Here is a 14,373-nt window from a genome sequence, read left to right on the forward strand (position 1 = left end):
CTAGGTGAGTTGGTTATTGATTTCCTATGGAGCTACCCATCTGCAAATGGAGAGATTATAATCATCGGACCTTAACCTTAATGGCGACTAGAAAGTGCATTATTTACCACTTTTATTGTTGGTTATTATTTTTATTGCGGCGTCTTTGCGTAAAGTAGGGCGATTTTCAGCGCCTATTTGGCTGGTAATGTTGGTATGCGCCATTATTGTTGTCGCTAGTGGCAATATCTCGCTGCAGCAGGCTTGGCAGTCGATTGATTTTCCGACGATTTTCTACCTTATTGCAGTTTTCTTTATCGGTAGCGCATTACATGATAGTAGGTTGTTGGATGTGATGTTGACAAAGTATGTTTTGCGTCATGCCTCACAAGAGAAGTTACTATGTATTTTGTGTTTTGGCAGTGGTTTGTTATCAGCACTTTTTCTTAATGATACGATTGCGATTATTGGCGCGGGTATTGTAATAACCTTGATTAAACGCCATTCACTTGCCAGTACGCCATATTTATATGCGCTGGCGTTTTGCATGACAATTGGCAGTGTTTTTAGCCCAATTGGTAATCCGCAGAATTTGCTGATAGCTGGATATTTGAGCACTCCATTTATTAGTTTCTTTGGCTGCTTATTTATTCCTAGTATGATCACGCTTTATGCTTGTTATCGACTGATTGCATTTGTATATCGCAAAGAGCTACGCCTACCGATGAACACTAATATCTTAATGACTGAAAGTGTTTCAATAAATGTTAAAGCAGTTACCCCTATCACCATCGCCCTGATAAGTTTTGTCATACTTATTATATTCAAAGTGCTATTAACGCTCATTGAGATGCCTTTTATTTCGCTAACCTATATTGCCCTTATTGCTTGTTTGCCGATTATCATTGCTTACCAACGACGAATGGCTGTATTTAAACATCTAGATTGGACGAGTATCATCTTTTTTGTTGCGATGTTTGTTTTTATGCATGCAGTTTGGTTAACAGGGATAACGCAGAGCTTTTTAAGTACGCATCAAGCATGGCTGCTTAATCCATTAAGCCTTATTATGATTGGTTTTGTGTTAAGTCAAATGTTATCTAATGTGCCCGCGGTAATGTTATTGCTACCGTTATTAAACCAATATGGACAGACAAGTGAGTTATTCATCGCACTTGCGGTAGGTAGCACATTGTCAGGGAATCTTAGCATGTTGGGGGCAGCCAGTAATGTCATTCTTTTTCAATCGGCTGAGCGTGTGAAAATATTTGCTTTTCGCTTTGCATCTTTTCTTTGTATTGGTTTAATATTGAGTTTGATTTTTCTAGGATGTTATTGGCTAATGACTTTATGTTTTACTAGTGTTTAAGCGTTTTCATCGGTAGCACAAACCCGTAAGCAATCGGTTTGAATTTGCTGATAAATAAGTTAGCTGACTTGGTATTGATGGTTTTATCTTTTGGGTTGTCGATGCTTTCAGCGATTTCTTTTTCAAGTTTTTTTATCTTCATCATAATGTCACCTCTAAAAGTTGATTGGTTCATTGTTTAAAGTAGATCAAGATTTAAATTTTTGCCATAAATACGAAAGAAATGTAGTTGAAATAATACCCAATGCGACATAATGAGGATAAATAGTGCTGTTAATCCCCTAGTCAAATGTAATACACTAGCCTCAGGAATAATGATTAACCCTCATGGTTGTCATCAAGCATATGAAAAAGATTAAAGTCATGTTTGTCTGTATGGGCAATATTTGCCGCTCACCAACAGCGCATGGTATCTTGCGTAAGCTTGTTGCTCAAGCGCATTTAGAACCTTATTTTGAAATTGAATCATCGGGCACACACTCTGCTCAATGGCACAAAGGTGATGCCTCTGACCCAAGAACGATAGCAACAGCGTTGAAATATGATTGTGATATTCGTGACTTGCGCTCAAGACAGTTAGTGGCAGAAGATTTTGAGCATTATGATTATCTGATTGCCATGGATGATCAGAATCTCAAAGATATGCAGATGATTGCGCCAAATAGTGATATGCAAAAGGTAACGAAATTGCTGCAATATGCGCCGACTTTGGCAATAAATAATGTGCCAGATCCGTATTATAATGATGGGTTTGACCAAGTGTATTTAATGATTGACACGGCGTGCAGACATTTACTGGAAGCATTAAAAACTGAATTGAAACAAAGATAAGATATGTTGCATATAGCCTCATTTTTTTGGGGTATGTGATGATAAAAATAAAGAAGATATGTTATGAATGATAAAAAAATAAAAAAAGTCAAAAAAGTAAAAGAAAGAGAAAAAGTAGATAAAGTCAATAAAGTGAAAGATTTGGAAAACATTAAAGAGCCACAAGCAGTCGTTGATGAAGCAGGTGAATCACTGCCGCTCAAGCCGATGAATTACCGGCATGCAACCTATGTGATGGGGGCTGCATTAGTTGAGCAACTTCCTCATGACTATGGTATTGAAGTAGCGTTTGCGGGACGTTCTAATGCCGGTAAATCCAGTGCCTTAAATGCATTAACCGAACAGACAAAATTGGCACGTGTCAGTAAAACACCTGGGCGGACGCAGCTGATCAATTTATTTGAGTTGGAAGAGGATAAACGCTTAGTCGATTTACCCGGTTATGGTTATGCCAAAGTATCGGAAAAGATCAAAGCAAGTTGGCAGAAAACGCTAGAGATGTATCTAACCACCAGAGCCTGTTTAAAGGGGATAGTGTTGCTCGTAGATTCTCGCCATCCCATTAAAAGCTTTGATTGCATGATGATCGAAGCGGCAGTACAGAATAATTTAAACTTGCATGTTTTATTAACCAAGGCGGATAAGCTTAATAATTCAGAAAAAGCAAAAGCTGAGCGCTTATTACGTGACTATTTAAAGCAAGTGCGCGCACCTGAGAATATCAGTTTTCAATTGTTTTCAGCGCAAAACAAAATGGGATTAGATAAGTTAAAGCATAAGCTCGATCAATGGTATAACCTGCCATTTGTTGATTTGGAAAGTATCTAGCGGCTAAATCTTAAGAGGGAGAAGATTGTGCAAAGGCATGAAGATCAATGTGTATTACGCTTAGAGAATATTCATAAAAGTTTTCCAGGGACTAAAGCATTAGATGGTGTGAGCTTATCAGCATATCGCGGCAAAGTGATGGGGCTTTTGGGTGAGAATGGTGCCGGTAAATCAACGTTGATGAAAGTGTTAAATGGTATTTACCAAAAAGATGAAGGTGAGATTTATTGTTTTGGTCAAAAGGTTGAGTTTGATGGCATTGCCAAAACGCAAGCAGCGGGCATCGCTATGGTGCATCAAGAGCCGCATATATTGCCGGATCTGACAATTGCTGAGAATGTTCTCTTGGGTCGCGAGGTTATGCGTAATCGCCTAAGTATTGACTGGAAGGCAACTTATCATAAAGTTGATAAAATACTTGATGGGTTGCATATGAAACAAAAGGCATCAAGCTTGGCAAATAACTTAAGTATTGGTGATCAAAAACTTTTGGAGCTTGCCAAAGCTTTATCATTAGATGCACAAATTATTGTGATGGATGAACCTACCGATGCATTAACTGAAAAAGAGGTTAAACGCTTATTTGAAATTATTAGAAAATTATGTGAGGAAGGAAAATGCATTATTTATATCTCGCATCGCATGGAGGAAATCTTTGAGATTTGTGATGATATTACGATTATGCGTGATGGTCAGTTTATTATCGAGAGTAAAACAAATGCGTTAACGCATGAACAAATCATTGAGAAAATGGTTGGTCGTAAGATGGCAGCATTATCATCTACAGAGCATACCCAGATCTCAGAGCAGCCGATGCAGCAATTATTTAAAGCAGAAAGTATTAGTAATGACAAAATCAAGCCAGCAAGTTTCGTTATTCATCAAGGTGAAGTGCTTGGTGTGTATGGGTTAATTGGGGCGGGACGAACTGAGCTTGCGCGTAGTATTTACGGTTGTCATCCGATTAAAAAGGGACAAATGACATTGGCAGGTGAAGTAATTCGCGTAAACAACCCAACACAAGCTTTAGCCCATGGTATTGTCTATATTTCAGAAGATCGCAAAGTTGATGGACTTGTTTTAGGCGCTAGTGTTAAAGAGAACATGACGTTAGCATCACTTAAAAAACTTTCAAATGCATTTGGGCATATCGATCGATCACAAGAAAAAGAAGTGGCTTCTAAGTATATAGATAAACTGAAAATTAAAACACCGAATCAAGATCAATTAGTCAGTAACCTAAGCGGTGGTAATCAGCAAAAAATTGCGATTGCCAAGGGTTTATTATGTCAACCGAAGTTGTTAATTTTAGATGAGCCAACGCGTGGTATTGATGTCGCGGCAAAGCGCGAGATATACCGCTTGATTCATACACTCAAAGCGCAGGGTTTGGCGATTTTATTTATTTCCTCAGAAATGCCTGAGGTGATTGGTTTGAGTGATCGTATGCTCGTGATGCGTGAAGGTGAGATAAAGGGTGAGTTGATGGCAGATAATATTTCACAAGAAGCAGTAATGAAATTGGCAATTGCTTAAATGGTTTAAGGGGAGAGTAATGCTGAAAAATAGAGTGATGAGTAAAGTTAATAAACAATTTTTAATTGAGCATAAAGCGGCATTGGCACTTGTTGTTATGATTATTGTGATGTCATGTTTGAATCAATACTTTCTGACGTGGAATAATATCTTAGTGATTTTGCAACAGACATCTGTCAATGCCGTGATTGCAGTGGGTATGACGTTTGTTATTTTAACCAAAGGCATTGATCTATCGGTTGGCTCTGTATTAGCACTTTGTGGTGTTGTTTGTGCGTTTTTATTGCAATGGATGGTACCGATTTATTTAGTTATTCCCTTGACGATTTTAGCCGGTGTTATCTTTGGTGGTGTCAGTGGCACGATTGTCACTAAAGGCGCGGTGCAGCCGTTTATTGCAACATTGATTACCATGACTTTATTTCGTGGGTTAACTATGGTGTTTAGTGATGGTTATCCGGTGGCAACAAGCTCTGATGCTTTTGCTTTTATTGGTACGGGTAGTTTGTTGGGTGTTCCTTTTCCTGTGTATATTATGGCAGTGGTTTTTGCGGTGGCTTTTTATGTATTGAAATACACGCGTTTTGGGCGATATGTCTATGCTACCGGTGGCAATGAAGAGGCAACAAAGCTTGCTGGCATTCGTGTGAATCGTATTAAATTTGCTGTTTATGCCATCTCGGGTGCTTTATCAGCAGTTGCGGCAATGATTATTACCTCGCGACTGTCATCAGCACAACCTACAGCAGGTACTGGTTACGAGCTTGATGCAATTGCTGCTGTAGTCTTAGGCGGGACAAGCCTTTTTGGTGGTAAAGGTAAAATTATGGGCACATTGATGGGCGCGCTTATTATCGGTTTATTAAGTAACGCGCTTAATTTAATGGATGTTTCCTCGTATTATCAAATGATCGTCAAGGCATTGGTCATATTGATAGCGGTATTATTTGATTTTAAAGTGAAAAACTAGTGTAACTAACCTCATGGAGAAGAAATGAAAATGAAAACACGTATTTTTAAAGTGATTACAGCTATTATTGGTGTTGTTGCAATGCTAATAGTGGCAGGATGTGGTAGCTCAAATGATAATGATAAAACGGTTGGCTTTGTGGTCTCAACTTTAGATAATCCATTTTTCGTTAGCATGAAAAATGGCGCGGAAGAAACAGCAAAAGCGGAAGGATATAAAGTTATCACCCTTGATTCACGTAATGACCCAGCAAGAGAGCTGTCTAATGTCCAAGACCTAGTGACTAAAAATATTAAAGTGATTATTATCAACCCAACGGATTCACAAGCCGTTTCTAATGCGGTGAAATATGCGAATCAGCATGGTGTTGAAATCATTACTTTAGATCGCACAGCTGATTCAGGCAAAGTATTGTCACATATTGAGTCAAATAATGTGGCAGGTGGCAAAATGGCAGCACAATATATGATTGATCGTTTAAATAACAGTGGCAAAATTATCGAACTTCAAGGGATCCCAGGTGCTTCAGCTTCTAAAGAGCGTGGTCAAGGTTTTGATAATGAAATGGCAACATCAGATATCAAAATTGTGGCGAAACAGCCAGCGAATTTTGATCGCACACAAGGTTTAAATGTCACGCAAAACTTATTACAAGCCAACCCTGATGTTAATGGTATTTTTGCGCAAAACGATGAGATGGCATTGGGTGCTATGCGTGCGATTGAAGAAGCAGGTAAAAAGCATATTATCCTTATCGGTTTTGATGGCACGAAAGAGGGTATCAATGCCGTTAAAGCCGGAAAAATGGTAGCAACCATTGCGCAACAACCGTATTTAATGGGTGAGCTTGGTGTTGAAGCGGCGATTAAATTCTTGCGCGGTGAAAAGGTAAATCCACATATTGTTGTTCCTTTGAGATTAGTCACTCAATCTAACGCTTAATCTGCTAGGCATTTAGAGCAAATATTGGTATTCTTATGCCAGTTTTTAGGAATGGAATGAACAAATTAAAGGTAAAACAATGAACGCAAAAATTAGTAATGTTGTTGCAAGACAAATTTTAGACTCTCGTGGTAATCCAACAATTGAAGCCGATGTTATTTTAGAATCAGGTGCTTTTGGTCGTGCTGCTGCACCTTCAGGTGCATCAACAGGCACCAGAGAAGCACTGGAATTACGTGATGGTGATAAGAAGAACTATCTTGGCAAAAGCGTGCAAAAAGCAGTGAATAATGTCAATAAAGCAATTAAAAAAGCGGTTGTTGGCTTAGATGCTTTAGATCAACGTTTGGTTGATCAGACGATGATTGATCTAGATGGTACTGAAAATAAAGAAAAGTTAGGTGCTAATGCCATTCTAGCCGTGTCTTTGGCATGTGCTAAAGCAGCAGCTTCACACCTTAGAAAACCTTTTTATCGTTATTTGATGAACTCTAAAGAGTATATTATGCCGGTGCCGATGATGAATGTAATAAACGGTGGTGAGCATGCTGATAATAATGTCGATATGCAAGAGTTTATGATTATGCCAGTTGGCTTTGATAAATTCTCTGATGCACTTCGTTGTGGCGCTGAAATCTTCCACACCTTGAAAAAAGTTCTAGCAAATGCAGGCTTTAGCGTTGCCGGTGTAGGGGACGAGGGCGGATATGCACCTAATTTGCCATCAAATGCGGTTGCGATTGAAATGATTTTAAAAGCGATTGAAGAGGCGGGTTATAAAGCCGGTGAAGAAGTTTATATCGCGCTAGATCTAGCCAGTAGTGAATTTTACAAAGACGGCAAGTATGTGTTGGCATCTGAGAATAAATCATTAAGCTCAGCGGAGTTTGTTGATTATCTAGAAGATTGGGTCAATCGCTATCCGATTATTTCTATTGAAGATGGCATGGCTGAAAATGACTGGGAAGGCTGGAAGTTATTAACTGAACGTTTAGGCAAAAAAGTACAATTAGTTGGTGATGATTTGTTTGTGACCAATAGTAAAATTTTGCGTGAAGGAATTGACAAAGGTATTGCTAATTCAATTTTAGTTAAACTCAATCAAATCGGTACATTAAGTGAGACATTTGAAGCGATGGCGATGGCAGCTGAAGCAGGTTATACTTGCGTTATTTCACATCGCTCAGGTGAGACATCTGATACGACGATTGCTGATTTAGCGGTGGCAACGGGTGCTGGACAAATCAAAACAGGTTCTTTATGTCGCTCAGATCGCGTTTCTAAATACAATCAATTATTACGTATTGAAGAAGATTTAGCAGATAATGCCATCTACCCTGGACTTAAGACATTTAATTTTAGTGACGATGTTGATGCTGATGATTCAACTGCTGAGCAAAATGCTGAAACAGATGAAGCAGATGAAGCAGGTGAAGCAGGTGAAACAGCAAAAGCGCATGTAGCGCAAAAAAATACTGTTGTTGAAGAGACAATCGTCATTGTTGAAGATGAAAAAAATCACACCACTGAAGTCAAGGAACATATCGTTGAAAAAACGGAAAGTTTAGTGAATGATGCTCAGTCTCAAGAGGACAAAGAAATTAAAAAAGCTGAGTCGGTTGGAAGTGATGCAACAGCAGAAGCTCAGCCAAAAGCATAAGCAAATATCAAAAACCTAAAAACTTAAAAAAATAAAAGCATAATGATCTCACGTTACACCCTGTTTATTGCTGTACTATTTATTGGCATTGTTGCCTTACAATACGATTTTTGGTGGAGCAAAACAGGTTTTTTTGCCACGCACGAGCTAAATGGACAGGTAAGCGTCAAACAGCAAAAAAATAATGAACTCTTAGCGCGTAATATGCATTGGTATGCAGAGATTATCTCTTTGCGCCAGAATGACTCCGTACTTGAAGGCATGGCGCGTGCTAATCTTGGCTTTATCAAGAATGGTGAGGTTTTCTATCAAATCGTCACACCGCAGGATAAAAAAGTGGCATTACAGGAAGATAGTCAATGAAACGAATTCTAGTGATTCCGGCAAGTGGCATTGGTAGTCGCATGAATCATGATATTCCAAAGCAATACATTAAACTGGATAATGGTTTATCGATTCTCGATACGACGATTTCACGCTTATTAAGCGAACCCTTCTTTGATCTGGTTGTGGTCGCACTTGACTCAAAAGATCGTTACTGGAAAAACTCAATTCATATCAGCAATGCACGCATTAAGATCTGCGCCGGTGGCAAAGAGCGTAGCGATAGTGTGCGCAATGCCTTGATGGCGTTGAAAAATGTCGCTAGTGATGATGATTGGGTTTTTGTACATGATGCCGCAAGACCTTGTGTGCGTTTAGATGATATCAGAAGGCTTTATGCGGCTATTCGTGTTGAAAATGCGATTGGTGGGATTCTCGCCACCGCAGCTCATGATACCGTTAAAGCTGTTGATACGGAGTTTAATATCGTTAAAACGCTTGATAGAAAACAGATTTATCTTGCGCAAACGCCACAGGTATTTCGCTATCGCAGTTTATTGATGGGCTATTATTTTTGTCTACACAATAATATTGTTGTGACGGATGAGGCATCCGCAATTGAAGCGCTTGATCATCAGCCTATTATTATTGATGGCGATAAGCGTAATATTAAAATTACGACACCAGAGGATCTGGTGCTTGCCAATTATTTTTTATCAACGCTAAGTTGAGCCGGAATATTTTCGATATGTAATGATCTTTGAGGGAAAGGGATCTCAATATCATTGTCATCAAAGCAAAGTTTAGTCTGTTCGGTTAATGCCCATTTAGTTTCCTGAAAGTCAGCGCGCTTTGTCCAATAGCGAACCAGTAAATTAACACTGCTATCAGCCAAAGCATCAACACGAATAATAGGGGCTTTATCACCTTCTTGAATAATGTTTGCATTGTTTGTTACAAGCTCTTGCAATAGCAATTTTGCTTTCTTTAGATCGCTACTATAGCCAATACCGATAATGAAATCATTGCGGCGAAACTCGTTGTTAGAGAAATTAGTAATAATGCGTGAAGTCACTAAGCTATTAGGCACTTTAACCTCTCGACCATCGGTAGTACGTAGTGTGCAAAAGACAAAGTTAATTGCCTCGACAGTTCCTGTTGTGCCGCCCATATCAACAAATTCACCAATTCTAAATGGGCGCGTTGAGACAATCATAATGCCCGACACAACGATATTAGCAGAGGTTCTTAAAGACATACCGATACCAACAATAAGTGCCGTAATTGCGGCAGTCAATGGGGTAGTGGATATACCCATTTCACTCAAGGCAATCAAAATGACAAAGATAACCAGAAAGATATGTAATATCTGCATTAAAAACATCGTTACCGCTTTGTCTAGCTTGGTTTTAAATAGCAGCTTCTGCGTGGTTGATCGAATAATTTTGGCAAGAATAAGTCCAATAACAAAGATAATCAGCGCAAGAACAACGCTAGGCAAATGTTCTAAGATAAGCGATATGATCCATTGAAAATATTGATTAATATTCTGTGTTTGAAACTCCATAAAGTTAGTCCTTTAAGTCTAAAGATTTATTGATGAAGCTAAAGTTACAGAAAATAGTAAATAGTGCAAGTGGAAATGTGAATAAGTCTAAGCTAAGTACCTAAACAACGGGTGAGGGGGAATTAAACACCAATTTTATCATCAAAGGCGATAATATGATCGCGACCGGTGAAGTTAAAACCGTGCATGAGGGCTAGATCAATAATTTTGGGATAGGCTTTAATTATTTCCTGACGAGTACTGCCTGCTGGCATTAAATACACTTTATGCTTTGGAATATTAAGCGCCTTAATCAAAGACGTTATTTCTGCTAGATTTTCATCACTGCCATCGCACACCGGTTTTAATTGATAGTCATGGTGATAATCAATCATCTGACGCATGGCAGTAAGATTTAAGCGATATTTGTTATGTTGATCAATCAGCTTTTGATCAACAATAGTGCCTTTAGGTGTTTTTATACCTAGCTTTGGAATGCTGTTAGTAAATTTAGGTGACAGGCTTAATAAATCAATCGGATGATCGGTTTTTATAAAATGTGAACCTTCGGTTTCTAGTGTCACAAATAGCTTATGCTCATGTGCCACATGCATGATCTCATTAATCAATGCCGGATGCATGGTTGGCGCACCACCTGTGAGCATGATTTCTTTGATGTCAGGATATGCTTTGACCATGTCGATAATATCGTTAAAACAAAACTTGCCTTTATCCGCATGAATGCTTGAGTACCATGTATCACACCAACCACCATGTTCACCGAAGTGGCAGCGATGCGTGCAACCCGTCGTGCGAATCGCAAATGAGGGGTGTCCACGGCGTGATCCCTCACCTTGTAAACAAGGGTAAAGTTCAATAATCGGTAGTATTTTATGGTAATCATTAATGCGCATAATCAATCTCAACGGCGCCAAGGTTTTTGTTATTCTCCATGACATCGACACGAAATAATGTAACGCGATTATCACTATGCTGCTGTACTAACGGATTTAAGGTGTTTAATACAAACTCGGCAATGCCCTCACAACTGAAGTATGGTAAGGTGCGTAATTGTAATAATCCTTGTTGCTCCAATGCTTTAAATGTCTCAAGGGCTGGATCTTTTTGTGATAAGACAACGGTGTGATCAAACATATAGTGAAACCACTCTTTAGCGGTCATGCCGTCAATGGTGTGATTTTTATCTTTAAGCCAGCCAAAATCCCAGACCCAGTTATGCTGATCGAGTGATTTAGCAGCAAAGTGTAAACGAAAAGAAATGGCATAACCATGCAAAAAGCGGCAGTGTGAGTGTTCAGCATTCCATTGGCGAAAGCAAGTGGAAAAGCCATCAAGATATTTTTCAACTCGATAAATCATTATGGTATGATACTTTGAATTTTTGAGCACTATACCATTTGCTGATGCTTTTATAAACTTTTGCGTTGAAATTAGGGAATGATTTGGAGAATAGAATGAGTAATGAAATAAAAAATAATACAAAAAGTATAAAAAGTACAAAAAATAAATATGCAGTATTGTCGCTTTCAGGTGGTATGGATTCATCTTCATTGATGTTGCGTTTACTTGATGATGGCTATGAGGTGACAGCGATTTCATTTGACTATGGTCAAAAGCATAAAGTGGAGCTAGAGAAAGCGTTGAGCCTTACTGATTACTTAAAACAGCAAGGTCTTAAGGTCAAACATCATACCATTAACATCGATGGTTTATCGCAATTATTACATTCAGCATTGATCAGTGGTGGTGAGGATGTACCGACTGGGCATTATCACGAGAGTAATATGCGTCTAACCGTTGTACCAAATCGCAATAAAATTTTTAGCTCAATCATTCAAGCTGCAGCATTATCGATTGCCGAGGCGCAAAACACCGATGTAATTATTGCGATGGGTGTTCATGGCGGAGACCATGCAACCTATCCTGATTGCCGACAATTATTCCGTGATAAAGATTATGATGCCTTTATCGCAGGGAATTGGGATGCTGAGAAAGTCACGTATTATTTACCATATATCAATAGCTCAAAGACTGATGTGCTACGCGATGGCATGCGCGCTTGTGAGGCATTGGGATTAAAATATGAGGAAGTGTATGAGATGACGTTTACCTCCTATATTCCGGTTGAACATGACAATACGATTTACAGTGATTATCAATCTGCTTCATCGATTGGGCGCATTGAAGCATTTTTGAACCTGGGGCTTCAAGATCCTGCTGCTTATGCCGATGAGTTGGGACCTGTGACTTGGCAAACTGTCAAAGCGCATGCTGAAAAAACGCTTGCGGAATTTAAAAAGCAAGAAGTTTAAATAAGACAGCCACCGTACCCTGAGCGAAGTCGAAGGGTGTATGCCCTTTGTGTTTTGTAATGGCTTCGACTATCTCAGCCAACGGTGAGGTGGCTTCGACTAGCGCTCAGCCAACGGGTGGATAAGTTGTTTGAATGAAATGTAAAAAACAAAAAAACAAAAAAACAAAAAAACAAAAAAACAAAAAAATAAAAAGAGTATTGAATGACTGAATATACTTTGCATCTGCAAAAAATGAAAACTTCATTAGATCATGACAATAACGCTTGCTATCAGTTGCATGATATTAATATGAATGACTTACTGGGCAAAGTAATTAAGCTTGAGTTTTTAAACGAGATAAATTGCGTTGCTTGTGGGCGATTAACCAAAAAAAGCTTTAGTCAGGGCTATTGTTTTCCTTGTATGCGTAGCTTGCCTGAGTGCGATACTTGTATTATCAAGCCTGAGTTATGTCATTTTCATGAGGGGACATGTCGAGATAGCAATTGGGGAAATGAGCACTGTATTAAACCGCATTATATCTATTTGGCAAATACTGCCAAGGCGAAGGTCGGTATTACGCGTGAGAAAAATACGCCCGCGCGTTGGATTGATCAAGGTGCGGTACAAGCTTTACCGATTATTAAGGTGAGTGAGCGTTTGTTATCAGGGCTGATTGAAACCAAGCTTGCGAAACACTTAGCGGATAAAACCAACTGGCAGGCAATGTTAAAAGGGCAGCCTGATACGATTGATTTGTTATCAATAAAAAATGAAGTGCTCCTAAAAGAGCATGATTTTATTGAATCACTTAAAACACAATATGGCACACAGTCAATTGAGCTGATGAATAGTGAAGTGATTGATATTCATTATCCTGTGCTTTCATATCCGCAGAAAGTTAGCTCACATAATCTGGATAAAAATCCATTGGTTGAAGGCGCATTATTGGGTATTAAGGGGCAATATATCATCTTAGATACAGGGGTGATGAATATGCGCAAGTTTGCCGGATATAAATGCCAATTGGTGGTGTAATTAACAATAAGCTAAATTCAAGGAGGAAAAATGAAAATTTTACTAGCAGGAGGCTCAGGGTTTATTGGTCAAAACCTTGTTCATCATCTTAAAAAACAAGGTTATTGGGTGTCATTATTAAGCCGTCAAATACAAACAATCGAGGGCTTTGATGAATGTATTACGTGGCAGGACATGACGACGACAAAAATCACACAATTTGACGTAGTGATTAATTTATGTGGATTTGGCATTGGGGAGCAGCGTTGGCGCAAATCAGTAAAAGACAAGATAATAAACAGCCGCGTTGAACCGACTGAGCGTTTGATTAAACTTATTGCTGATCATGATGTGTGGTTGATTAATGCCAGTGCGATTGGCTTTTATCCCTTCTCTGTCAAAGAGCAAGATGAAACACATATTATCCAAAGAACTAAAGCAAATAGTGGCTTTTGCCAATATGTTGTGAATCAGTGGGAGGCGGTGGTCAATCGCGCACGCTTACGCCGCAAAACTATCGTGCGCTTTGGTGTCGTGCTTGGTAAAGGTGGTGTGCTTGACAAACTGCTGCCAACTGCCAAAAAGGGATTAGGTGCAATGATTGGCAATGGTCAGCAGATGATGTCATGGGTGCATGTTGATGATCTGTGTCAGGCGATGGTTTTTATCCTTGAGCAGAAGTGCATAAATACTGAAATCAATATTGCCTCGGGTAATGCCTGTAGCCAGAGAGTATTTATTAAGGCATTGACAAAAGTGCTTAATAAACCCTGTTATTTGGTTTTGCCGCAATGGTTGATAAGATTAATGTTTGGGCAAATGGGTAAGGAACTGCTGCTATCTTCACATAATATCTCGGCGAAATACTTACAAGAAAAAGGGTTTATGTTTGAATATCCATATATTGAGATGGCATTGATGGATTTGTTGGAATGACTTTTTAGTTTTTTACCGCAATATAAAGTAACTACTGTTGTGACTCGTTTTCTTGGCATACCTTAATCTTAATTATCTGCAGCTTTATTGATTAAGGAATAGACTACATGATTCAATCGG

At 38.9% G+C, this 14,373-nt stretch carries 16 protein-coding genes; 12 read left to right on the forward strand and 4 right to left on the reverse strand.

The genetic code is table 11. The features are described from left to right. The first annotated feature begins 94 nt into the window (after positions 1–94). Positions 95–1,348 (forward strand): SLC13 family permease, encoded by a 1,254-nt coding sequence (locus tag NYP54_RS00570; RefSeq protein ID WP_283156701.1) that lies wholly within the window; start codon positions 95–97, stop codon positions 1,346–1,348. On the opposite strand, the gene NYP54_RS00575 is transcribed toward NYP54_RS00570, so the two are convergent. After that, complete coding sequence (locus tag NYP54_RS00575) at positions 1,338–1,493, reverse strand: hypothetical protein (RefSeq protein ID WP_191092745.1); 156 nt, start codon at positions 1,491–1,493, stop codon at positions 1,338–1,340. The genes NYP54_RS00570 and NYP54_RS00575 overlap by 11 nt on opposite strands. A gap of 200 nt (positions 1,494–1,693) precedes the next feature. On the opposite strand from NYP54_RS00575, the gene NYP54_RS00580 reads away from it, so the two are divergent. The 8 genes from NYP54_RS00580 (at position 1,694) to ispD (ending at position 9,170) form a co-directional block, all read left to right on the forward strand. Beyond that, the gene (locus NYP54_RS00580) at positions 1,694–2,179 is read left to right on the forward strand and encodes a low molecular weight protein-tyrosine-phosphatase (protein ID WP_283156702.1); all 486 of its coding nucleotides are present in this window, start codon (positions 1,694–1,696) and stop codon (positions 2,177–2,179) included. Positions 2,180–2,386: 207 nt separating this feature from the next. Further along, complete coding sequence (yihA, locus tag NYP54_RS00585) at positions 2,387–3,007, forward strand: ribosome biogenesis GTP-binding protein YihA/YsxC (protein ID WP_283157495.1); 621 nt, start codon at positions 2,387–2,389, stop codon at positions 3,005–3,007. A 27-nt stretch (positions 3,008–3,034) separates the two neighbouring features. Then, positions 3,035–4,543 (forward strand): sugar ABC transporter ATP-binding protein, encoded by a 1,509-nt coding sequence (locus NYP54_RS00590; protein WP_283156703.1) that lies wholly within the window; start codon positions 3,035–3,037, stop codon positions 4,541–4,543. Positions 4,544–4,562: 19 nt separating this feature from the next. Continuing rightward, entirely contained in the window at positions 4,563–5,513 is a 951-nt protein-coding gene (gene rbsC / locus NYP54_RS00595; RefSeq protein WP_283156704.1) for a ribose ABC transporter permease, read from the forward strand. A gap of 24 nt (positions 5,514–5,537) precedes the next feature. Further along, a complete protein-coding gene (rbsB, locus tag NYP54_RS00600; protein WP_283156705.1) occupies positions 5,538–6,455 on the forward strand; it encodes a ribose ABC transporter substrate-binding protein RbsB in 918 nt (305 codons plus the stop codon). A gap of 79 nt (positions 6,456–6,534) precedes the next feature. After that, positions 6,535–8,115 carry a phosphopyruvate hydratase gene (gene eno / locus NYP54_RS00605; RefSeq protein ID WP_349293330.1) on the forward strand — a complete coding sequence of 527 codons (1,581 nt, stop codon included), beginning with the start codon at positions 6,535–6,537 and terminating at the stop codon, positions 8,113–8,115. 42 nt (positions 8,116–8,157) lie between these two features. Further along, entirely contained in the window at positions 8,158–8,478 is a 321-nt protein-coding gene (locus tag NYP54_RS00610) for a septum formation initiator family protein (protein WP_283156706.1), read from the forward strand. Further along, the gene (ispD, locus tag NYP54_RS00615; protein ID WP_151193755.1) at positions 8,475–9,170 is read left to right on the forward strand and encodes a 2-C-methyl-D-erythritol 4-phosphate cytidylyltransferase; all 696 of its coding nucleotides are present in this window, start codon (positions 8,475–8,477) and stop codon (positions 9,168–9,170) included. Before NYP54_RS00610 ends, ispD begins: the two co-directional genes overlap by 4 nt. On the opposite strand, the gene NYP54_RS00620 is transcribed toward ispD, so the two are convergent. From NYP54_RS00620 to NYP54_RS00630, 3 genes are all read right to left on the reverse strand, one after another. Next, positions 9,146–10,006: a mechanosensitive ion channel domain-containing protein gene (locus NYP54_RS00620; protein ID WP_283156707.1), complete on the reverse strand. Its 861-nt coding sequence runs from the start codon at positions 10,004–10,006 to the stop codon at positions 9,146–9,148. The genes ispD and NYP54_RS00620 overlap by 25 nt on opposite strands. Positions 10,007–10,128: 122 nt before the next feature. Then, positions 10,129–10,944 carry a 7-carboxy-7-deazaguanine synthase QueE gene (locus NYP54_RS00625; RefSeq protein WP_283156708.1) on the reverse strand — a complete coding sequence of 272 codons (816 nt, stop codon included), beginning with the start codon at positions 10,942–10,944 and terminating at the stop codon, positions 10,129–10,131. Beyond that, positions 10,889–11,365 (reverse strand): 6-carboxytetrahydropterin synthase, encoded by a 477-nt coding sequence (locus NYP54_RS00630; RefSeq protein WP_151193982.1) that lies wholly within the window; start codon positions 11,363–11,365, stop codon positions 10,889–10,891. The genes NYP54_RS00625 and NYP54_RS00630 overlap by 56 nt, the downstream gene beginning before the upstream one ends. A 95-nt stretch (positions 11,366–11,460) precedes the next feature. Here NYP54_RS00630 and NYP54_RS00635 point away from each other — a divergent pair, with 95 nt between their 5' ends. The 3 genes from NYP54_RS00635 to NYP54_RS00645 all read left to right on the forward strand — a co-directional run bounded on the left by NYP54_RS00635 (position 11,461) and on the right by NYP54_RS00645 (position 14,253). Then, entirely contained in the window at positions 11,461–12,318 is an 858-nt protein-coding gene (locus NYP54_RS00635; protein WP_283156709.1) for a 7-cyano-7-deazaguanine synthase, read from the forward strand. 204 nt (positions 12,319–12,522) lie between these two features. Then, positions 12,523–13,338: a DUF2797 domain-containing protein gene (locus NYP54_RS00640; protein ID WP_283156710.1), complete on the forward strand. Its 816-nt coding sequence runs from the start codon at positions 12,523–12,525 to the stop codon at positions 13,336–13,338. A gap of 30 nt (positions 13,339–13,368) precedes the next feature. Further along, positions 13,369–14,253, forward strand: a complete 885-nt coding sequence (locus NYP54_RS00645; protein ID WP_283156711.1) for a TIGR01777 family oxidoreductase — start codon at positions 13,369–13,371, stop codon at positions 14,251–14,253. The last annotated feature ends 120 nt before the right edge of the window (positions 14,254–14,373 follow it).

The organism is Cysteiniphilum sp. QT6929, from assembly GCF_030035755.1.
GTDB classification, from domain to species: Bacteria; Pseudomonadota; Gammaproteobacteria; order Francisellales; family Francisellaceae; genus Caedibacter; species Caedibacter litoralis.

Excerpts from the sequence above, each read along its gene's own strand:
- NYP54_RS00575 (WP_191092745.1), bottom strand. The coding sequence starts at position 1,493 with ATGATGAAGATAAAAAAACTTGAAAAAGAAATCGCTGAAAGCATCGAC.
- NYP54_RS00580 (WP_283156702.1), top strand. The coding sequence starts at position 1,694 with ATGAAAAAGATTAAAGTCATGTTTGTCTGTATGGGCAATATTTGCCGC.
- yihA (WP_283157495.1), top strand. The coding sequence starts at position 2,387 with ATGAATTACCGGCATGCAACCTATGTGATGGGGGCTGCATTAGTTGAG.
- rbsC (WP_283156704.1), top strand. The coding sequence starts at position 4,563 with ATGCTGAAAAATAGAGTGATGAGTAAAGTTAATAAACAATTTTTAATT.
- rbsB (WP_283156705.1), top strand. The coding sequence starts at position 5,538 with ATGAAAATGAAAACACGTATTTTTAAAGTGATTACAGCTATTATTGGT.
- eno (WP_349293330.1), top strand. The coding sequence starts at position 6,535 with ATGAACGCAAAAATTAGTAATGTTGTTGCAAGACAAATTTTAGACTCT.
- NYP54_RS00610 (WP_283156706.1), top strand. The coding sequence starts at position 8,158 with ATGATCTCACGTTACACCCTGTTTATTGCTGTACTATTTATTGGCATT.
- ispD (WP_151193755.1), top strand. The coding sequence starts at position 8,475 with ATGAAACGAATTCTAGTGATTCCGGCAAGTGGCATTGGTAGTCGCATG.
- NYP54_RS00620 (WP_283156707.1), bottom strand. The coding sequence starts at position 10,006 with ATGGAGTTTCAAACACAGAATATTAATCAATATTTTCAATGGATCATA.
- NYP54_RS00625 (WP_283156708.1), bottom strand. The coding sequence starts at position 10,944 with ATGTCATGGAGAATAACAAAAACCTTGGCGCCGTTGAGATTGATTATG.
- NYP54_RS00630 (WP_151193982.1), bottom strand. The coding sequence starts at position 11,365 with ATGATTTATCGAGTTGAAAAATATCTTGATGGCTTTTCCACTTGCTTT.
- NYP54_RS00635 (WP_283156709.1), top strand. The coding sequence starts at position 11,461 with ATGAGTAATGAAATAAAAAATAATACAAAAAGTATAAAAAGTACAAAA.
- NYP54_RS00640 (WP_283156710.1), top strand. The coding sequence starts at position 12,523 with ATGACTGAATATACTTTGCATCTGCAAAAAATGAAAACTTCATTAGAT.
- NYP54_RS00645 (WP_283156711.1), top strand. The coding sequence starts at position 13,369 with ATGAAAATTTTACTAGCAGGAGGCTCAGGGTTTATTGGTCAAAACCTT.